The sequence below is a fragment of the Chromobacterium paludis genome (assembly GCF_008275125.1).
Lineage (GTDB): Bacteria > Pseudomonadota > Gammaproteobacteria > Burkholderiales > Chromobacteriaceae > Chromobacterium > Chromobacterium paludis.
On sequence record NZ_CP043473.1, the window covers coordinates 3640743 to 3658799 of the forward strand.

At 64.8% G+C, this 18057-nt stretch carries 20 protein-coding genes; 12 read left to right on the forward strand and 8 right to left on the reverse strand.

Translation table 11 applies throughout. The annotated features are described in order from the left end of the window. Positions 1 to 31 precede the first annotated feature (31 nt). Both FYK34_RS17265 and aac(6') read left to right on the forward strand, forming a co-directional pair. Positions 32 to 1348, forward strand: a complete 1317-nt coding sequence (locus FYK34_RS17265) for a hemolysin family protein (RefSeq protein WP_174774530.1) — start codon at positions 32 to 34, stop codon at positions 1346 to 1348. Between the two features lie 86 nt (positions 1349 to 1434). Beyond that, positions 1435 to 1878, forward strand: a complete 444-nt coding sequence (gene aac(6'), locus FYK34_RS17270; protein WP_149300055.1) for an aminoglycoside 6'-N-acetyltransferase — start codon at positions 1435 to 1437, stop codon at positions 1876 to 1878. Between the two features lie 55 nt (positions 1879 to 1933). Here aac(6') and FYK34_RS17275 read toward each other — a convergent pair whose 3' ends face one another. Further along, positions 1934 to 2971 carry a S66 family peptidase gene (locus FYK34_RS17275; RefSeq protein WP_149298582.1) on the reverse strand — a complete coding sequence of 346 codons (1038 nt, stop codon included), beginning with the start codon at positions 2969 to 2971 and terminating at the stop codon, positions 1934 to 1936. Positions 2972 to 3010: 39 nt separating this feature from the next. Next, positions 3011 to 3463, reverse strand: a complete 453-nt coding sequence (locus FYK34_RS17280) for a GNAT family N-acetyltransferase (protein WP_149298595.1) — start codon at positions 3461 to 3463, stop codon at positions 3011 to 3013. Positions 3464 to 4317: 854 nt separating this feature from the next. Here FYK34_RS17280 and waaC point away from each other — a divergent pair. Beyond that, on the forward strand, positions 4318 to 5277 hold the full coding sequence (gene waaC, locus FYK34_RS17285) for a lipopolysaccharide heptosyltransferase I (protein WP_174774557.1): 960 nt from the start codon (positions 4318 to 4320) through the stop codon (positions 5275 to 5277). Further along, positions 5274 to 6542, forward strand: coding sequence for a lipid IV(A) 3-deoxy-D-manno-octulosonic acid transferase (waaA, locus tag FYK34_RS17290; protein ID WP_149298599.1), 1269 nt, complete (start codon positions 5274 to 5276; stop codon positions 6540 to 6542). Before waaC ends, waaA begins: the two co-directional genes overlap by 4 nt. A 180-nt stretch (positions 6543 to 6722) precedes the next feature. Here the strand turns inward: waaA and FYK34_RS17295 are convergent, their stop codons facing one another. After that, entirely contained in the window at positions 6723 to 7439 is a 717-nt protein-coding gene (locus FYK34_RS17295) for a chorismate--pyruvate lyase family protein (protein WP_231137305.1), read from the reverse strand. 160 nt (positions 7440 to 7599) lie between these two features. On the opposite strand from FYK34_RS17295, the gene FYK34_RS17300 reads away from it, so the two are divergent. The 3 genes from FYK34_RS17300 to FYK34_RS17310 all read left to right on the forward strand — a co-directional run bounded on the left by FYK34_RS17300 (position 7600) and on the right by FYK34_RS17310 (position 9551). Next, the gene (locus tag FYK34_RS17300; protein ID WP_149298601.1) at positions 7600 to 8202 is read left to right on the forward strand and encodes a CBS domain-containing protein; all 603 of its coding nucleotides are present in this window, start codon (positions 7600 to 7602) and stop codon (positions 8200 to 8202) included. 91 nt (positions 8203 to 8293) lie between these two features. Next, positions 8294 to 8665 (forward strand): DUF1203 domain-containing protein, encoded by a 372-nt coding sequence (locus FYK34_RS17305; RefSeq protein ID WP_168209789.1) that lies wholly within the window; start codon positions 8294 to 8296, stop codon positions 8663 to 8665. A gap of 1 nt (position 8666) precedes the next feature. After that, positions 8667 to 9551 (forward strand): methylated-DNA--[protein]-cysteine S-methyltransferase, encoded by an 885-nt coding sequence (locus FYK34_RS17310; RefSeq protein WP_149298605.1) that lies wholly within the window; start codon positions 8667 to 8669, stop codon positions 9549 to 9551. A 137-nt stretch (positions 9552 to 9688) separates the two neighbouring features. On the opposite strand, the gene FYK34_RS17315 is transcribed toward FYK34_RS17310, so the two are convergent. Both FYK34_RS17315 and ompR read right to left on the reverse strand, forming a co-directional pair. Further along, positions 9689 to 11038 carry an ATP-binding protein gene (locus FYK34_RS17315; protein WP_231137306.1) on the reverse strand — a complete coding sequence of 450 codons (1350 nt, stop codon included), beginning with the start codon at positions 11036 to 11038 and terminating at the stop codon, positions 9689 to 9691. 3 nt (positions 11039 to 11041) lie between these two features. Next, positions 11042 to 11767: an osmolarity response regulator transcription factor OmpR gene (gene ompR, locus FYK34_RS17320; protein ID WP_149298607.1), complete on the reverse strand. Its 726-nt coding sequence runs from the start codon at positions 11765 to 11767 to the stop codon at positions 11042 to 11044. Between the two features lie 434 nt (positions 11768 to 12201). Here ompR and FYK34_RS17325 point away from each other — a divergent pair, with 434 nt between their 5' ends. Continuing rightward, positions 12202 to 12543 (forward strand): hypothetical protein, encoded by a 342-nt coding sequence (locus FYK34_RS17325; protein ID WP_149298610.1) that lies wholly within the window; start codon positions 12202 to 12204, stop codon positions 12541 to 12543. A 77-nt stretch (positions 12544 to 12620) separates the two neighbouring features. Next, a complete protein-coding gene (locus tag FYK34_RS17330; RefSeq protein ID WP_149298612.1) occupies positions 12621 to 13070 on the forward strand; it encodes a hypothetical protein in 450 nt (149 codons plus the stop codon). A 7-nt stretch (positions 13071 to 13077) separates the two neighbouring features. Here the strand turns inward: FYK34_RS17330 and FYK34_RS17335 are convergent, their stop codons facing one another. Continuing rightward, positions 13078 to 14052 (reverse strand): quinone oxidoreductase family protein, encoded by a 975-nt coding sequence (locus FYK34_RS17335; protein WP_149298614.1) that lies wholly within the window; start codon positions 14050 to 14052, stop codon positions 13078 to 13080. 78 nt (positions 14053 to 14130) lie between these two features. After that, a complete protein-coding gene (locus FYK34_RS17340; protein ID WP_149298616.1) occupies positions 14131 to 14712 on the reverse strand; it encodes a YqiA/YcfP family alpha/beta fold hydrolase in 582 nt (193 codons plus the stop codon). Between the two features lie 178 nt (positions 14713 to 14890). On the opposite strand from FYK34_RS17340, the gene FYK34_RS17345 reads away from it, so the two are divergent. The 3 genes from FYK34_RS17345 (at position 14891) to FYK34_RS17355 (ending at position 16350) form a co-directional block, all read left to right on the forward strand. Further along, the gene (locus FYK34_RS17345; protein ID WP_149298617.1) at positions 14891 to 15298 is read left to right on the forward strand and encodes a hypothetical protein; all 408 of its coding nucleotides are present in this window, start codon (positions 14891 to 14893) and stop codon (positions 15296 to 15298) included. Positions 15299 to 15417: 119 nt separating this feature from the next. Continuing rightward, positions 15418 to 15834, forward strand: a complete 417-nt coding sequence (locus tag FYK34_RS17350) for a MarR family winged helix-turn-helix transcriptional regulator (protein WP_231137307.1) — start codon at positions 15418 to 15420, stop codon at positions 15832 to 15834. 87 nt (positions 15835 to 15921) lie between these two features. Beyond that, positions 15922 to 16350 carry an organic hydroperoxide resistance protein gene (locus tag FYK34_RS17355; RefSeq protein ID WP_149298621.1) on the forward strand — a complete coding sequence of 143 codons (429 nt, stop codon included), beginning with the start codon at positions 15922 to 15924 and terminating at the stop codon, positions 16348 to 16350. A gap of 181 nt (positions 16351 to 16531) precedes the next feature. Here FYK34_RS17355 and FYK34_RS17360 read toward each other — a convergent pair whose 3' ends face one another. Continuing rightward, complete coding sequence (locus FYK34_RS17360; protein ID WP_168209790.1) at positions 16532 to 18004, reverse strand: sensor domain-containing diguanylate cyclase; 1473 nt, start codon at positions 18002 to 18004, stop codon at positions 16532 to 16534. Positions 18005 to 18057 lie beyond the last annotated feature (53 nt).

Below are 18057 nucleotides of genomic sequence, written 5' to 3' on the forward strand. Positions count from 1 at the left end.
CTAGTAGCTCCGCAACTCCCCTCATCGCATCGTGGAAATTCTGCTGCTGCTGGGCCTGGTCCTGCTGAACGCCGTGTTCGCCATGGCCGAAATCGCCATCGTCTCCTCGCGCAAAGTCAGACTGCAACAAAAAGCCGAAGACGGCCACAAAGGCGCGCGCGCCGCGCTGGCACTGGCCGCCGAGCCGACGCGCTTCCTGTCCACCATCCAGATCGGCATCACCTCCATCAGCATCCTGTCCGGCGTTTACGGCGAGGCGGCGCTGTCCGAGCACCTGCGCGAACGATTGATCCAGATTCCCTGGCTGGCGGCCTATAGCAAGCCGCTGTCTGTGGCCTTGATGGTGCTATTCATCACCACGCTGTCGCTGCTGTTCGGCGAACTGGTGCCCAAGCGGCTGGCCTTGCTGAACCCGGAACGCGTGGCGATGGCGCTGGCCCGCCCCATGTTGCTGCTGTCGCGCGCCAGCGCGCCGCTGGTGCAGGTATTCAGCCGCGTCACCGACGGCATGCTGCGGCTATTGGGCGCCAGGAAAAGCGACGAACCCTCCATCACCGAGGACGAGATCCGCACCCTGATGGAACAAGGCGCCGACGAAGGCGTGTTCGACCGCGCCGAACAGGAACTGGTGGAAAACATCTTCCGTCTGGACAACCGCAAGGTGGCATCGGTGATGACGCCGCGCAAGGACGTGGTGATCCTGGACCTAGAAGACGGGACGGAGCACAACCGCGCCGTGCTGTTGGAACACAGTTTCAGCCACTTTCCGGTGTGCCGCGGCGACACGGACCAGGTGATAGGCATACTGAACGCCAAGCGCCTGCTGGACCGGCTGCTGCGCGGCGAAGCGGTGGACTTCACCGCCGAGCTGGCGCAACCGCTGTACGTGCCGGCCACCTCGTCGCTGATGCAGCTCTTGGAGCAGTTCAAGCAGGCGCGCAGCCATAGCGCGCTGGTGGTGGACGAATACGGCGAGCTGGCGGGCCTGGTGTCAATCAATGATGTCATGGAAGCCATCGTCGGCGATATTCCGGCTATCGGCGGCGAAGACGACGAGATCGTGCAACGCGAAGACGGCAGCTGGCTGATGGACGGCATGGTGTCGCCGCACCAGTTCCGCGAGTTTTTCGAGCTGGACGAAGACACGGCCTTGCCCGGCGAGGCCGGCGGCAATGTGCATACCCTGGGCGGCGTGATGATGTACCGGCTGGGCCGCATCCCCAGCGTCACCGACCGCTTCGACTGGAACGGCTTCAGCTTCGAAGTGGTGGACATGGACAAGACGCGGGTGGACAAGATCCTGGTGCAGCGCCGCCACCTGCCGCAGCCGGAGTTCGAATCCATCTAAAGGGCGGGGAACGTTGCCGATCTTGCGCCGTCCTCCCGCCTAGACCCGTTCTCGCCGGAGAAAACATGAAAGACCGCTTGACCCAGATGGCGATCGCCCCAGCGTCTGCCTCGCTCGCCCCAGACTGGCTGCGGCTGCGCGCCGCGCTATGGCCGCATTGCCCCTTGGCGCGACACCAGCAGGAAATCGCCCAGCAGCTGGACCGGGCTGACGGTTGCGCGGCCTTCCTCGCCCTGGACGAAGCCGCAGGTCCCATCGGCCTGCTAGAGCTTGCGCTACGCAACGATTACGTCAACGGGACCGCGCGCTCGCCGGTCGCCTTTGTCGAAGGCCTTTACGTCGCGCCCGAGCACAGGCGCGGCGGCGTCGCCGCTCAATTATTACGCGCGGCCCAGGAATGGGCGCGCCAGCGCGGCTGCGCGGAACTGGCCTCCGACACCGCGCTGGACAATCTGGCCGCGCAAGCAGCCCATCTGGCCCTGGGCTTCGAGGAGACCGAGCGCGTGGTGTTCTACCGCATGGCGCTGTGACGCCTTCCCCGTAGGGCAGATGCCCGCAGGGGCGATCTGCCGCCAGATTTCCCATTTAGCACATAGGCGGAACGCCCGGCGAGGCCAGGCTTCCGCCCGACGGCTCCAGCCGCTGGCCAAGCGTGGCCCTGCCCTCGCCGAATACCTCCAAAACCGCCCAGGCGCCGTTCAGCAGCGTCCATTGCGGCGGCGCATGGCCGATGTCGGCATCGATCACGACCGGATAGGGCAAACCGTCCAAAGCGGCGCGCACGGCGTCCTCATAGCGCAATGCCTGCCCGTCAGCGGCGTCCTGAGCGCCGCTGCGGCCCAATACCAACCCGGACAGGCCATCGAGCGTCCCGGACAGCCTGAGGCCCGCCAGGGCCCTTAAAACGGCGCAGGGCGCGAGTTCGGCATTTTCCAGGTACAGGATGGCCGGCTCGCGCTTGAACGCGGCCAGATCGAAATACGGCGTGCCCTGCAGCGACGCCAGCACGTCCAGGCAGCCGCCCATCACGCGTCCTTCCATCTTTCCCGCGCCGCCGTCCAGCATCCGCGTCCGATTGGCGAAGGTTTTGCCCGGCTCGTCCCAGCGCCAATAAAACTCATGCTGCGCCTGCGCCGGCGGCACGCCGGTTTCCAGCGCCGCCAGCAGCGCCAGGTTGCCAAATACGCGCTCTTTCAGCGGCAGGTCCATCAGATTGGGGCCGTGCAGCGTGGCCCAGCCCGATAACAGCGTCAGCGGCGCCATCACGGTGGACACGTCGGAGAAGCCGGCGATCCACTTTGGCGGCAACTCGGCCAGCGCGGCGAAATCCAGGCCAGCCAACAGCTCGATCGCCCGTTCGCCGCCCCAGGGCGGCAGGATGGCGCGGATCTCGGGGTCGAACAAGAAGCGCTTGAGTTCGGCCAGCCGCGCGGCGGCGGGCGCGCTGGCGTCCTGTTTTTCCTCGCGCAAACAACGCCCCTCCACCACGCGGTAGCCGCGCGCGCGCAGCTCGTTCAAAGCGTCGTCCAGCCGGCCATGCAGCCGCGGATGGACGCCGGAGGAAAAAGCGGTGACGGCGATGGCGTCGCCGGGCTGAAGCGGAGCGGGAAAGCGAATGCGCATGCGCGATCTTTCTGCGGGCAATGTGGATCCGTCCGCCGCTCAATCCTGACGCGGCAGATCCAGAGCGAAGGTGATGCCGGTGTTTTTCTGCTGGTAACCGATATGGCGATAGAAAGCGTGGGCATCGACGCGCTGCACGCCGGAACGCAGCCGTATGCGCGTATAACCGCGCTGGTGCGCCCATTGCTCGCAGGCTTCCAGCAGCAAACGGCCTATGCCCAGGCCGCGGCAGGCCGGATCTACCACGATGCCGCCTATCTCGACATAGCTGCTGGCCTCCAGCAAATGGCCGCCATGGCCATGGACCCAGCCCACGACCAGGCCATTCTGTTCCGCCACCCAGATTTCATTGTCGGGAAATGCCCGCAGCGCGGCGTAACGCGCAGCCAGCGTTTCAGGGGAGGTCGGGTAGTCCAGGTCGCCGCACAGCCTGGCTACGGCGGGGATATCCGCCTCTCGCATCGGGCGGATGTGAATGGAAGGTTTGTTCATGCAACGCTTTCCGGTTAAAGCGACATGCTAATCGCATTGGCCAGCCAAGCCAAACCTCATGACAGCTGTCGCGCGGTGTCGCCACCGGGCTTGAGCAAAGCGCTGGCGAAATCCGCCTGCCTGACGGCCGTCCGGCCAAGAAATCGCATACATCACATTGATTTGCTGAGGAATTTTTTTAACGCTCGCCGCAAGCTGCGGCGCCAACTGGTGGATAACTCAAGCACGATAGTTTGTGCCTATTGCGCTTGTCCTGCCCAAGCTTTCCCTATCCACATGAATCCGCGCGTATGCGGGTTTGCTTTCCTGAAGACTTTGCGACGCGGTATGGCGACCACGTTCCAAGTCTTTTCTATGTTTTCCCATTTAAAAAATGAAGATACTGGTAGAAGGCTTCACTTCCTTGTGGATAACCATGATTAGTCTTTTAAAAACATGGTGTTGAATGGTATATCAAGCTGTTGCTTACCCTGGTTGTCTAGCCATGATCAGTTGTGGATAACTTCCGTGGCGTTGAGCAAAGCTGACTTGCCCACATGCTGAGACGCGTTTTTGCAGACTGTCTTGTGAGTGGATTTTTTTGCGCGGGAGAGACTCTCGGCATCGGGTTTTCTTTAACGCAGCTATAAAATGAAGAAACTAATGAAGGCGCGATTTTATGTGGACAATTAAAAAAAAACCCATTTTTTCATGGATTTGCCCTGTTGATAGGCATTGGATTATTGCACCGCGCAATACGCGGGCAAATTGTGGATAAATCTGGAGAAAATTATTCACAAGCGCTTATCCACATCTGCGGGACCCGGATTTTCCTTGGTTAACCACAGCCTCGCTCGGGTACAATGCGCGCCATGATGAATGTGCTGATCGTGCGCACCTCGTCGATGGGCGACCTTATCCACACTTGGCCCGCCATCACCGAGCTGAAGACGCACTACCCCAATATCCGCTTGAGTTGGCTGGCCGAGGAAAACTTCGCCGACATCGCGCGGCTGCATCCCCAGGTGGCGGAGGTGTTGACCCTGCGTTGGCGCGGCTGGCGCAAGCGCTTGTTGCTGCCTTCCACTTGGTGGGAATTGCTCGCTTTGCGGCAAAAACTGCGCGCAGCCCGCTACGACCTGGTGTTGGACAGCCAAGGCCTGCTCAAGAGCGCCTTGCCGGCGCGCTGGGCGCGCGCGCCTTTGGCCGGCCTGGATTGGTCCAGCGCGCGCGAGTCGCTGGCCAGCCTGTTTTACGATAAGAAGCACACGGTTTCGCGCCGCCTGTCGGCCATCGAACGCAATCGCCTGCTGTTCGGCCTCAGCTTTGGCTACACGCCGGAGGGGCCGCCGCAGTTCGGCGTGCGGCCCGGCGACCGCCCGGCCTGGATGCTGTCCGGCCGCTACGCCGTGTTGTTGCACGCCACCAGCCGCGCGTCCAAGGAATGGCCGGAGGCCAGCTGGATCGCGCTGGGGAGCGAGTTGTCGGCCCGGCACGACCTGGTGACGGTGCTGCCCTGGGGCAATGACAAGGAAAAGGCGCGCGCCGAGCGTCTGGCGGCGCGGCTGCCGGCCGCCGTGGTGGCGCCCAGGATGGATTTGATCGAGGCCGCGGGCCTGCTGGGCCATGCCAGCGCGGTCATCGGCGTCGATACCGGCCTGGTGCATCTGGCCAACGCGCTCAATGTGCCGGTGGCGGCCATTTACACCGACACCGATCCGCAGCAGACCGGCGTGGTGGAAACCCCGTGGGCCACCAATCTGGGCAATATCGGCCAGTGTCCGTCGGTGGGCGAGGTGATGGCGGCGCTGCGGTCCAGGCGGGACTGGTCGTGAACTGGCAGCGCGCGCTGTACAACGGCTTGTGGCGGGTGCTGACCCCTTTCATTCGCCGTTACCTGAAGCGGCGGGCGCGCCAGGCGCCGGCTTATCTGGAGCATTGGGACGAGCGCTTCGGCCAGGCCTTGTCGCCCAAGGCGGCCGGCGCGATCTGGATACACGCGGTCTCGGTTGGCGAAACGCGCGCCGCCCAACCGCTGGTGGCCGCCATCCGCCGGCAATGGCCGGATGTGCCGCTCTTGCTGACGCAAATGACGCCGACCGGCCGCGCCACCGCCGAGGCGCTGTATCCGGACGCTGAAGTGCGCTACCTGCCCTACGATTATCCACAGGCCGTCGCCGATTTTTTGCGCGCCTACCGGCCGCGCTGCGGCGTGCTGATGGAAACCGAGATCTGGCCGAACCTGATTCATGCCGCCGCCGACCAGGGCGTGCCGCTGGTGTTGGCGAATGCCAGATTGTCGGAAAAATCGCTGAACGGCTATCGCAAGGTATTGGGGCTGATTCGGCCTGCCATGCGTGAATTGACGGCAGTTGCCGCGCAAACGGCGAAAGATGCCGATCGTTTGCGGCAATTGGGCGCGGAAAAAATATGGGTCTGCGGCAGCAGCAAATATGATATTGAGATTCCGGCGGCGCAACGGCATTTGGCGGAAGCTTTCCGCGCGCGGCTGGGAACCCGTCCGGTATTGCTGTGCGCCAGCACCCGCGAGGGCGAAGAGGCGCTGATACTGGATGCCTGGCTGAAAGCCGGCGCGGCCGCGGGCGACGCCTTGCTGGTCCTTGTCCCGCGCCATCCCGAGCGTTGGAATGAGGCGGCCGCCTTGGCCGAGGCGCGCGGCTTGAAATTGCAGCGCCGCGGCGACGGCGCGCCGGTGGTGGCCGATACCCGCGTCTGGCTAGGCGACAGCATGGGCGAAATGTTCGGTTATTTAGGCGCCTGCGATGTCGCTTTCATCGGCGGCAGCCTGCTGCCGTTTGGCTGCCAGAACCTGATCGAGCCGGCGCTGATGGGCGTGCCGGCCTTGTTCGGCCCCTCGGTGTTCAATTTCCAGCAGGCGGCGGCCGATTCCATGGCCGCTGGCGCCGGCCGCCAAGTGGCCGATGCCGACGAAATGGTGAATGCGGCTTTGGCTTTGCTGAATGACGCGGCGGCGGCCGAAGCGATGCGCCAAGGCGCGGCGCGCTTCCGCGAAGCCCACCGCGGCGCCAGCGAGCGCATGCTGGACCTGCTCAAGGCCGTGCTGGAGCCGACGGCTTAAGACCCGCCACCCCATCCCTGATCTTGCCTTGCGCCTGCTTGCCGTTCGTTGCCTAAGGCTTTGGGTCGGCGCGCCTTGGCTCGTGTTCCTCAACGAGCTTGGGTTTGCGGCGCGCAGCGCGCGCCCGCGCCAAGACGCGTCGCCAGGCGCTGGCAGTTGGCCGCATTTTCACCGCGGATTTCAGGGTTGTTGCGTGGCGTTGAGCGAAAAAGCGAACAGATCGCGGCGATAGGTCTCCACCACCAGGCTGAATGGCGTGCCGCCATCCTTGTACAGCACGGCGCGGTGCTGCAGCACCTGCTCCGGAATCTCCAGGCCGGCCTTGCCCGTTGCCGCGGGCAGCGGCCGCGTTTCCCATCCCGCCGGCAGCGGCGACCATAGCAGCTTGGCGCTCTCGGTGCGGCGCGTGAAATTGAGCGCGCGCACGGCGGTGCCGAAAGGCGTGTCGGTGCTGTCCAGCAGTTTGTTCATCTCCGGCGTCAGCCTAGAAGGCACGTACCAGTTGTCGGCCTCGGACAATATGCGCTCGCCGCAAGCCAGCTCGACGCGGCGATAGCCCACCGCTTCGTCCGGCCCCACTTGCAGCTGGGCGCGCACTTCCGCGTCGGCCGGCTTGCGGATGGACGCGTCGCGCAGCGCGCGGATGCGCGGCTCTACGGCCAGGCGATGCGCCTCGCACCATTGCTGCAAGGTGCGGGTGGCGCTGGGATGGCTCAATAGGGTGGCATTGACGGTTTGCAGCAGCGCCAGCGCCTTGACGCGGGTGGCGGCGTCGTCATGCCAGCCTGGATAGTTCCAGCCATCGGCATGCGCGGCGCCGGCGCTGAGCAGGCACAGCGCGAGGGAGACTTTTTTCAAGCTTTTGGCATGGTTTTCCAGCCGGGAAATAGGCTTCATGAACGCTCGCATGATTTCAAACAAAGACAAAAATGAGTCAGGTTCTTGACGGAAAGTTTCCGCCTGGGGGGCGGCTTTTCCACTACCTTTAAATGAGGGCGGGCCGCGACGGGCGGGCCTGCCCGATTCGTTTTTTGAATGCGCCCTGCGAGGAACCGTCATGGCAACAGAATATCAACCCTTGCCCACGCTGACTCTGCCACGCACCACCGATCTGGTGCAACTGGAGCAGCGTGCTCACCCCCCCATAGGCATGAGCAGTCCCGCCTTGAGCGTGATGACCGATCTCAGGCTGGTCAATCCGATCGGCATCCGCGGCGACGCCGGCCTGCGCGAGGCGCATCAGCGCATGATCAGCCACGGCATCCGCCTCCTGTTCGTGCATGACGCCGAAGGCAGCCTGCTCGGCATCGTCACCGCGGTGGACCTGCTGGGCGAGCGGCCCATCCAGTGCATGAAGGAGCACGGCAAGCATCATGCCGACATCCAGGTATCCGACGTGATGACGCCGCGCGACAAGCTGGACGCCCTGCGGCTGGAGGATGTGGCGGCGGCCAGCGTCGGCCAGCTGGTCGCCACCATGAAGCAGCTGGGGCGGCAGCACGCGCTGGTGGTGGAAGTGAACCCGGTCAACGGCCACCACGAGCTGTGCGGCCTGTTCTCCACCTCCCATCTGGCGCGGCTCTTGGGCATGCCCCTGTCTTTCATCCGCGTGCCCAAGGCGCTGTCGGAAATCCAGTACTCCCTGCTCTACACCGGTTGATTTCGGCAAGAATCGGGTCGCCGCCGCGCCGCCGCCTCCCTAGACTTCGGGCATCATGACGAATCTTGGGGAGCGGACGATGGCGTGGCGGATGGAAGCATTGGATGAGGCGTTTCTGGCGCGGGCGCGGCCAGGCGAGGCGCTGCTGCTGGCGAGTTACAGCCCGTTTCGCCAGAGCGGGCCGTACAAGGAGTACGGGCCGGTGTTTCTGGGCGCTCAGCCGGATGCCGCCGCGCTGCCATCGCTGGAGGCCTTGTTGGCGGGGAGCGGCGCCTATCTAGGCGAGCGGATGGCGCTGCGCGCCTATGACGCGGAACAAGCCATCATCGAGGCGGCCATCCTGCCGCGCTCCGCCCTTCAAACTTGTTTGGACCAATGGGCAGCGCGTACGGACATTGTTTTCGCCATGCTGCGCTTCCCCGCCCATGGCTGTTATGCCTTGAGGCTGAACCGGGAGGCCTGAGATGGAAACCCTGCCTAACGCCGATCCGGAAAGCGGCCGCGACTACGGCCGCGTGCGCGACGCCATCCGCTATCTGGTGGCGCACGCCGGCGAACAACCGCAGCTGGCCGATCTGGCCGCCGCGCTGCATCTGTCGGAATCGCGGTTGCAGCGCCTGTTCACCCAATGGGCCGGCGTCAGCCCCAAGCGTTTCATTCAGCAACTGACTTGCGAGGCGGCCAAGGCGCGGCTGGCCGCCGGCGCGGCCCTGCTGCCGCTGTCGCATGAGTTGGGCCTATCCGGCGGCGGGCGGCTGCATGATTTGTTCGTCACGCTGGAGGCGATGACGCCGGGCGAATACCAGCGCGGCGGCGCCGGGCTGGATATCGCCTGGAGCGTCGAGGCCAGCCGTTTCGGCCCGGCGCTGTTGGCGCAAACCGCGCGCGGCGTCTGCGCCTTGCAGTTCGTCGCCGAAGAAGCGGCCGGCGAAGCCTGGCTGCGCGCGCAATGGCCGCATGCCGAACTGCGTTGGCGGCCGGGGCGGGATGCCGCCCTGCGCGAACGCCTGTTCGCGCCCTTGTCCGAGCGCGGCGGCGCGCCGCTGGCCCTGCGGGTGCAGGGCAGCAATTTCCAGATCCAGGTTTGGCGCGCCTTGCTGAGCGTGCCTTATGGCGCTTTGGTCAGCTACGGCCAGCTGGCCGCCGGCATGGGCAGGCCAGGCGCCGCGCGCGCGGTGGGCGGCGCGGTGGGCGCCAATCCGGTGGCTTGGTTGATTCCCTGCCATCGGGTGATCCGCGCCGAAGGCGCCGTGGGCCAATACCGCTGGGGCGAAGCGCGCAAGCTGGATCTGATAGGCTGGGAAACCGCCTGCCTGGCCGGCGAGGAGCGGGCCGCATGGTCGGTTTGAAGCGCGAGTCTGGCCTGCTGGTCTTATTGGCCGCGCTATGGGGCGGCTCTTTTTTGTTCATGCGGGTGGCCGCGCTGATGGCGCCGCTGGGCTGGCGGCGTTAGCGGCCGCCTCCCGCTAGGCCGGCGGCCCCGGACTCAGACGGCCGGGTCCGCGGAGGCGGCTGCGCTTTCGTTGACCGCTTCGTCCAGCGGCAGGCGGATAGCCACCTGGAAGGCGCCGTCTTCGGTGTCAGACAATTCCAGCTTGCCGCCATGCTGCTTGACCACGCGCGAGACGATGGCGAGGCCAAGGCCGCTGCCGCCGTCGGTGCCGCGGTGTTCGGCCAGCCGCTCGAACGGCGCCAGAGCGGTCTCGCGCAAGGCCGCCGGAATGCCGTCGCCGTGGTCGATCACGCTGAGCACCGCTTCCTGCGCGATTTTTTCCAGCCGCACCTGGACCGGCGGGCGGCCGTAGCGGCGAGCGTTTTCCAGCAGATTGCTCAACAGCCGCTCCAGCGCCAGCGCGTCCGCCTGCAGCTCCGGCTCGCCGCGGATGTCCAGCCTCACGTCCATGCCCTCGCGGCGGAAGCGCGACACCACGCTGGCGGCCAGGTCGGCCAGCGCCACCGGCACCATCTGGTTGCTTTCCTCGGCGCGGGCGAAGTCGATGAACTGGCGCACGATGCGCGACAGCTCGTCGATGTCGGACAGCATGTCGTGCTGATCCGAGCTGGCCTCCTGCAATTCCAGCGTCAGCTTCAGCCGGGTCAGCGGCGTGCGCAGATCATGCGACAGGCCGGCCAGCATCAGCCGGCGCTCGCGCGCCGCGTTGTCCAGGGCCAGGGCCATGCTGTTGAAGTTGTGCGCCAACAACTTGACCTCGCGCGGGCCGCTTTCCGGCACCCGCTGCGGCATGGCGCCGCCGGCCAGCTGGCGGCTGGCCCGCACCACCTGGCTGATCGGCCTGGTGATGCGCCAGGCGAACAGCGAGGCCAGGATGGTGGCGAACAGCGCGGCCAGCAAGGACGCCTGCAGCATGGTGCCTATCATGCGGTCGCGGTAGCGGCCGAACGGAATCACCAGCCAGTAAGGCTGATCCAACACGTGCACATGCACCCACAGCTCGCCGTGGTCGTCGCGCCGCGCGTAATGGGCCTGGATGGGTTCGTTCAGGTCTTGCGACAGGCGCTGCGCCAGCATGGCGCCGATGTTGGGCAGCTCCGGGGCGAAGGTTTGGCCGCGGTCCGCGCTGAACGGCAGCAGGCTGGGCAGGCCGGGGCGGTTGTAGTTGAGCAGAAACGCCTGCTTTTCCTCGTCGCTCATGCCGGTCATCGAATCTTCGAGGAAGGACAGCGTGTCCAGCACCTGGATGTACAGCTGGCGCTCCAGCAGCTTGTGGCGCTCATTGCTGGCCAGCGAGATGGTGAAAACCTGGGTGACGATCACCACGGTCACCACCAGCAGCGCCAGCCGGAAAAACAGCGAGCCGAACAGCTTGCGTATCAAGACTTACTCCCTGGGCGAGCCGTCTGGCACAAACACATAGCCGTAGCCCCACACGGTCTGGATATAGCGCAGGGGGCTGTCGCCGTTCTCCAGCGCCTTGCGCAGGCGGGAGATGTGCACGTCTATGCTGCGGTCCAGCGATTCTCCGTTGCCCTTGCCCAGCGCCAGCTCCATCAGTTGCTCGCGCGTCAGCGGGCGGCGCGGGTGGCTCACCAGCACCGACAGCACGGCGAATTCCGCGCTGGTCAGCGCCACGGCCTGGCCGGAGCGGCGCAGCTCGCGCTGGCCCAGGTTCAGCGTGAATTCGCCAAACTCGACCACGTCGTCGGCATTGTGTTGGGCGGCCAGCGCCGGCGTGGCGTGATGGCGACGCAGCACGGACTGGATGCGCGCGGTCAGCTCGCGCGGGTTGAACGGTTTGGGCAGATAGTCGTCGGCGCCCATTTCCAGGCCCAGGATGCGGTCGATGTCTTCGCCGCGCGCCGTCAGCATGATCACCGGCAGCGTCTCGCCCTGGGCGCGCAGGCGGCGCACCACGGCCAGGCCGTCTTCGCCCGGCATCATCACGTCCAGCACGATCAGGTCCGGTCGGTTGCGCGCCAGCTTGCGGTCCAGGTCTTTCGGATCGGGCAGCGTTTCCACGCTGTAGCCCTGCTGAGTCAGGTAACGGGTCAGCAGTTCGCGCAGCTTGGCATCGTCGTCGACGACCAGGATTTTATTGTGTTCCATGGGCTGTTCCTTCAGGGTTCCGGTTGGCAGCTTAAGCGCAGGCGCGCGGGCGCTGTCCCGGCTTGTTTGTACAGATGTTAAGTCGGCGCGTCGCGCCACAGTCCTTAACAATTGTGAGGCCTCGGTTGATGTCTGAGCAAATGCTTGTGCTTAGGCTTGTAACAAGGCTGAGAGGCGCGGCTGCCGGCCGCTTCGTGTAAGCGGGCCGGCAGGCCGCGACGTTGTTGTCTGAAAAGCCTTTTTCATCGCCGCGCGGATGTGCCAAACGCCCATGCCGCGACGGCCACTTCCCCTACTGCGCTGCATCAGCAATTGGACGCGGCCGCAAAGACTTTGAACAAGCAGTGAAAGGCGGGCGACTGGCGCTCGCCGCATTATCGGAACCTGGCGGCGCAAAGCTGCCCTATGGTTCGCGTACCGGGTAAAATGGCGACATGAAACAGTTTCTGATCATTCTGCTGAGCGGCGGCTTGTTGATGGCACAGGCGGCCTGGGCGCGCCCGCCGAAGGCGCCGCCGCCGCATGACAGAATGGTGTGGAGCCAGATGCAACGCCGCGCCGCCTGCGGTGAAAGCCTGGACTGCAAGGAAGCGCGCCGGCTGAGACAGCTGCAGTTGCGCGAGGCCGAGCGCAACGGCGACGGCGGCTTCGATCCCGCGCGCGGCCGCTTCCGCATGCCCCCTCCTCCCGAGGGCCATCCGCAAACCATACCCAACAATCCCAATTTTTGGCAGGATAAGCATAAGCAGGAGCTGGAGCACAACCAGTCCGAATAAAACCGCGGGCCGCGTAGCACGCGCCATGCCGCTGCATGGCTGCCCACTCGCCGGCCGATCGGAAAAGGATCGCCGTGATGAAGCCGCAGGGGAACGCCAGTTGGTGGAAAGATTCGCGGGCCGCGATGATGCTGTCGCTTGGCCTGCTGTGCGGGCAGGCGCCCGCCGCCGCGGAAGGGGATTGCAGCCAGGCCATCGCGCCGCAACGCTGCCAGCTGTACCGCCAGGGCGCGCTCAGTTGCCAGGATCTGGACTCGGCGCGCCGGCGCGATTGTCTCGCCTACTACACGCCTCCTTTGAACTGCCAGCGGCAACGCGACGCCAAGCGCTGCGAAGCGCTGGTCGCCGCGCAGGCCTCTTGCGAGGGCGCGGTTGGCCAAGCCAGGCGGCAATGCGTCAATGAACGGCTGCCCGGCGCCGACTGCGCGCGCAAGCCGCCGCCTTGCCAGCCGCAGGACGAGCGCTGCGATGGCGATAGGCGGCGCGATGCGGGTTGGTGTCAGCCGCCCGTGCTGCTGGGAGACTGAGGCCGGCTCAAGGCAGCAGAATCACCGAGCCGGTGGTGAGGCGCGCCTCCAGGTCTCGGTGCGCCTGCGCCGCCTCCGCCAGCGGATAGCGATGCGAAGGCGAGAGCCGGATCGTGCCGTCCTGCAAGCGGCGGAACAGGGCCGCCGATGAGGCCTCCAGCTCGGCGCGCGTGGCGATGTAGTCGCCCAGCCGGGGCCGGGTCAGGAACAGCGAGCCGCGGCGGGTCAGTTCCAGCGGCGCCACCGCCGGCACGGCGCCGGACGCGTTGCCGAAGCTTACCATCATGCCGCGCGGGGCCAGGCTGTCCAGAGACGACTCGAAAGTATCCTTGCCGACGGAGTCGAACACGACCGGCACGCCCCGGCCGCCGGTGATCTCGCGCACGCGCTGCGCCACGTTTTCCTCACGATACAAAATCACATGGGCCGCGCCCAGGCGGCGGGCAATGTCGGCCTTGGCGGCGGAACCGACGGTGGCGATGACGTGGACTCCCAGCGCGGATAGCCATTGCAGCGCGATCTGCCCGACGCCGCCTGCGGCGGCATGCCACAGCACGGTCTGTCCCGGCTGCACCGGAAACGCGCGCTGCACCAGATATTCCACAGTCATGCCTTGCAGCATGGCGCAGGCTGCGGTTTCGTCCGACACGCCATCAGGCAGCTTGACCAGGTGTTCGGCGCCGATCAGCCGTTCGGCGGCGTAGGCGCCCAGCGGGCCGCTGGCATAGGCTACGCGGTCGCCTGGATGCAAGCCGGTCACGCCTGCGCCCACCGCCTCCACCACGCCGGCCGCCTCGCTGCCCAGACCGCTGGGCAGCGCCAGCGGGTACAGGCCGCTGCGTTGATAGGTATCGATGAAGTTGACGCCGATGGCGGTGTGGCGCAGCCGCACTTCGCCAGGCCCCGGGTTGCCGATCCCGGCGCTTTCCAGCCGCAGCACTTCCGGTCCGCCGGTAGCGTCGAAAACGATTCTCTGGCCCATGGCTTGCTCCTAGAAAAATGACGTTTCAGTGTGGCCGTCCGCGCCGCCGCCGGCAAGCCGGCAGGGCTGAACGGGGTGTCAAGACGCGCTGGACAATTGCGCGCGCCCCCATTCCACCACCGCCGGCAATACCTTGGGCCAGTTGTTCAGCCTGTGGTCGTCGCCGTTGAATACGGACTGGCGGCTGCCGGGGTAGTGGCACGCGGCCTCCCGCCAGTCCAGCACCTCATCGCGGCTGCCCAGCAGCAGCCAGTGCCTTCCGGGAGAGGGCTTGGCCACGCGCAGGGCCAGCAAGGCTTGCAGATCGGCCTCGCCTAGGGTGTAGACCTCGCCGGTGTAAGGATTGGTCTGCTCGCCGGCGAAGCGCGCCAGATCGCGGTCCGGGCGCACGGCAGGATTGATCAGCGCGGCGGGGCGGCCATGGCGCTCCGCCAGGCAGGTGGCGTAAAAGCCTCCCAGCGAGCTGCCGATCAGCAGCGTTTGCGGCGGCAAAGTCCGCAGCAGCGTCTCGGCTTGCATGATCGCCTCGGCTGGGTGCGGCGATAGCCGCGGACAGTGCAGCGCGACGTCAGGCGCATGCCGGCCCAGCCAGGCCGCGGTTTCTCCAGCCTTCAAGGATTGGGGACCGGAGTTGAAGCCGTGTAGATAGACGATATGCATGACAAGTTCCGCCGAGGAAAGTCAAAGATGGTAAGCCTCTTGCAAGCCATTGTCAGCGTGAAGGGGCATGTTGTTAATATGGAGTAAAAACTCCTTTCTAATGGTTTCCTACCATTGTCATGGCGTTGAGAGTGATGCTGAAATATGCGCCAAAAATATCAATATGAGGAGAAGCCACATGAATAAACTGATTGCCGGCGGCAACACCGCCACGCCGCATTCGCTGGAAAGCCTGATCATTGCTTGCGGTTATTTGCAGCACAGCGCCCAGTTGTTCGCCGACGACATCGATGCCGATACGGCCTTGATCCGCTCCGGTTTTTGCCCGCGCCATCAGGTGCAGCTGGATGCGCAGGGCTGCATGCGGGCTTTCCCGGACGTGCATGAGGAAGTGAATGCCTTGCTGCGCGACAGCCACACCCTGCGTTTCGCCCTGCACGAGATGTTGATGCAGTTTGGCCCGGCCGTGTGCAACGAATCGCTGGCGCGCATTCTGTTGCAGGGGGTGCGCTCCTTGCCGGAATGGCTGCAAGTCTGCCGCTCTCTGGCCGAGCTGGGACGCGGGCCGGTGAAGGTGGCCGCCTGATTCGATGCCGCCGCGCGTCCGGCGGCGTCGATTTTTGGGTGAAATAGCTTGCAATTAAATAGTGTACTATTTATCATGCGGACATGACTCATCTTGACCCATGCCCGACCCCGGACCAAATGCTGCAGTTGGACAGTCAGCTGTGTTTCGCCTTGTACTCCGCCTCTCTGGCGATGAACAAGGTTTACCGCGACAGCCTGAAGCCGCTGGGCATCACCTATCCGCAATATCTGGTATTGCTGGTGCTATGGGAACAGGACCAGCGCTCGGTATCAGATATTGGCGACAGGCTGTTTCTGGACTCCGCCACGCTGACGCCGTTGTTGAAGCGCATGGAGGCTGCCGGTTGGGTATCGCGGCAGCGGCTGGCCAGTGATGAGCGGGTCGTGGTGGTGGCGCTGACCGAAGCGGGGCGCGCCCTGCGCAGGCAAGCCGAACAGATTCCGGTGCAGCTGGTGTGCCGCAGCGGACTGGAGATAGACGAGATTGCGCGTTTGCGCCAGAGTCTGTGCGATCTGCGCGACCGCCTGCTGTAGAGCCCTGGCGGTTTTTTTTAAAATATAGCGTGCTATTTAATAGTAAACAATTTCTCGCCTCGGGCGGGATGTCTCAGGAGCTGCAAAATGAATCCTCTGCAAAAAGTGCTGTACACCGCCGAAGCCACCGCCACGGGGGGCCGTGATGGACGGGCGGAGTCCAGCGATAAGGCGCTGCAAGTCAAATTGAGCACGCCGCGCGAATTGGGCGGGCTGGGCGGCGAGGGCACCAATCCGGAGCAGCTGTTCGCCGCGGGCTATTCCGCCTGTTTCATCGGCGCGCTGAAGGTAGCCGCACAGCAAGCCGGCGTTCGCTTGCCGGCCGAGGTGGCGGTGAGAGGGCAGGTTTCCATCGGGCCGATCGCCCATGGTTTCGGCATTGCCGCCAAGCTGGCGGTGTCGTTGCCGGGCTTGGAGCGCGAGACTGCCTTGAAGCTGATCGACAGCGCGCACGGCATCTGCCCGTATTCCAATGCCACGCGCGGCAATATCGAAGTGGAGCTGAGTCTGCTTTAAAACCCGCTAACCCGACCCCTGATCTTGCGTTGCCTCACCTGGCCGTATGATGTGACTGCCTACTTAGGCAGGCTTTGGCTCAGGCGCGCTAACGACTGAGTTAGCGACTTTTGACCCTGCGCTCGATGCAAAACGCGCCGCTCCTGGATAAGGGCGGCGCGTTTTGGCTGGGAAGAGACAATCAATTCACGGCTTCGGACTGGCGGCTGGGCGATTGCTTGTTGCCGTACATCTTGCGGTCGGCTACCGCCAGCAGCTCGTCTATCAATAGGCCGTCTTCGGGGTAATAGGCAGTGCCGATGCTGACACCCACCATGACGCGGTGATGATCGACCTGATAGGGCTGGTGAATGGCCTGCTTCAAGCGCTCGACCACTTTGTCCGCCTCGCGGTTCGATTCGACATCTTCCATCAGGATGACGAATTCATCGCCGCCTATGCGCGCCACGGTATCTTCGTCGCGCACCACTTCGCGGATGCGGGCGGCAATCAGCTGCAGCACCCGGTCCCCCACCACGTGGCCGTAAGTGTCGTTGACCGGCTTGAAGCGATCCAGGTCCAGGAACAGCAAGGCCAGGCGCTTGCCGTTGCGGTCCACGCGGCTGATGGCGTGCTGTAGCCTGTCATAGAACAAGTTGCGGTTGGCCAGGCCGGTGAGTCTGTCGTGGTTGGCCAGGTGAAACAACTGGTTTTCGCGCTGGCGGCGCAGATTGCTGCTGCGCACGAAACTGTAGCCGGCAGCGGCGAGGCCGATGCCTAGCAGCAGGCACAGCATCAGCCAGACCGACCACTCGAACAGGCCGATCTGCGCCCAACCTTGCTGCCAACGCAGGGTCAGGATCAGCGGCTGGTTGCTGCCGCCCAGTTGCTGGGTCGCCTCCAGCTTGGGGAACAGCAGCCGCTCCATCGCGCTGGCGTGATCCGCGCCGAGGCGCAGGGCCAAGCCGTCTGGCGGCGGCTGCGGGTCGTCGCGGTGACGGATGCTTAGCTCCATGCCTATGGGCAAGTTCAGATCGCTTGGCAGCAGGGAGTCGGCCCGGATGAACAGCAGGGCGAAGTGCTTGGGCAGCAGGTCCTGCACGCCGCCGGACTGGCGGGTATCGATGCCGCGCAGCAGCGCATAGGCAGTCTGGCCTTGAGGCACGTTCAACTGGCGGGACAGGGTGGTGCGGCCGCTGTTCATCGTTTCGTCCAGCGCGTCGCGCAGCTGGGATTGCTGCCATGCATCCCAGCCCACCAATTGCAGATTAGCCGTGGATTGCGGCTCGGCGAACATCAGCGGGAAGTACGCCTCCTGGCCCGGAGCTGGCTTTTCCCCGCCCTGAAAGGCGTGCAGCCGGTACGCGCGGCCATATTCGCGGCGCAGCCGCTGTTCATAATCGGCCTGCTGGCTGACCGGCACGCGTTCGAGGTGGGCGAGGGCGATGATTTGCGGATAACGGCGCAGCAATTGCAGCACGAAGGGGTGTTTTTGCCGGGTTTCGCCGCCATGGTCCAGCGCGCTGAAGGTGGCATAGCTGTCGAGCACGGTTTCATTGGTCAGCTGACGCTGTTTCAACTGCTCGGTCACTTGCTGCAACTGGCTGTTGAATTGCTGCTCGGCGCCCAATAGGGTGCGGCTGGCGATGGACAACGCGGCGAGCGCGCTGAGCATCAGCCATAGAGCTATGCAACCAGCATAAACCAGTCTTGCTTGCATGTTAAAAC

Excerpts from the sequence above, each read along its gene's own strand:
- FYK34_RS17295 (WP_231137305.1), bottom strand. The coding sequence starts at position 7,439 with ATGAAGCCTATTTCCCGGCTGGAAAACCATGCCAAAAGCTTGAAAAAA.
- FYK34_RS17360 (WP_168209790.1), bottom strand. The coding sequence starts at position 18,004 with ATGCTCAGCGCGCTCGCCGCGTTGTCCATCGCCAGCCGCACCCTATTG.
- ompR (WP_149298607.1), bottom strand. The coding sequence starts at position 11,767 with ATGGAACACAATAAAATCCTGGTCGTCGACGACGATGCCAAGCTGCGC.
- FYK34_RS17330 (WP_149298612.1), top strand. The coding sequence starts at position 12,621 with ATGAAGCCGCAGGGGAACGCCAGTTGGTGGAAAGATTCGCGGGCCGCG.
- FYK34_RS17305 (WP_168209789.1), top strand. The coding sequence starts at position 8,294 with ATGGAAGCATTGGATGAGGCGTTTCTGGCGCGGGCGCGGCCAGGCGAG.
- waaC (WP_174774557.1), top strand. The coding sequence starts at position 4,318 with ATGAATGTGCTGATCGTGCGCACCTCGTCGATGGGCGACCTTATCCAC.
- FYK34_RS17345 (WP_149298617.1), top strand. The coding sequence starts at position 14,891 with ATGAATAAACTGATTGCCGGCGGCAACACCGCCACGCCGCATTCGCTG.
- FYK34_RS17340 (WP_149298616.1), bottom strand. The coding sequence starts at position 14,712 with ATGCATATCGTCTATCTACACGGCTTCAACTCCGGTCCCCAATCCTTG.
- FYK34_RS17355 (WP_149298621.1), top strand. The coding sequence starts at position 15,922 with ATGAATCCTCTGCAAAAAGTGCTGTACACCGCCGAAGCCACCGCCACG.
- FYK34_RS17280 (WP_149298595.1), bottom strand. The coding sequence starts at position 3,463 with ATGAACAAACCTTCCATTCACATCCGCCCGATGCGAGAGGCGGATATC.
- FYK34_RS17275 (WP_149298582.1), bottom strand. The coding sequence starts at position 2,971 with ATGCGCATTCGCTTTCCCGCTCCGCTTCAGCCCGGCGACGCCATCGCC.
- FYK34_RS17350 (WP_231137307.1), top strand. The coding sequence starts at position 15,418 with ATGCTGCAGTTGGACAGTCAGCTGTGTTTCGCCTTGTACTCCGCCTCT.
- FYK34_RS17310 (WP_149298605.1), top strand. The coding sequence starts at position 8,667 with ATGGAAACCCTGCCTAACGCCGATCCGGAAAGCGGCCGCGACTACGGC.
- FYK34_RS17325 (WP_149298610.1), top strand. The coding sequence starts at position 12,202 with ATGAAACAGTTTCTGATCATTCTGCTGAGCGGCGGCTTGTTGATGGCA.
- FYK34_RS17300 (WP_149298601.1), top strand. The coding sequence starts at position 7,600 with ATGGCAACAGAATATCAACCCTTGCCCACGCTGACTCTGCCACGCACC.
- FYK34_RS17335 (WP_149298614.1), bottom strand. The coding sequence starts at position 14,052 with ATGGGCCAGAGAATCGTTTTCGACGCTACCGGCGGACCGGAAGTGCTG.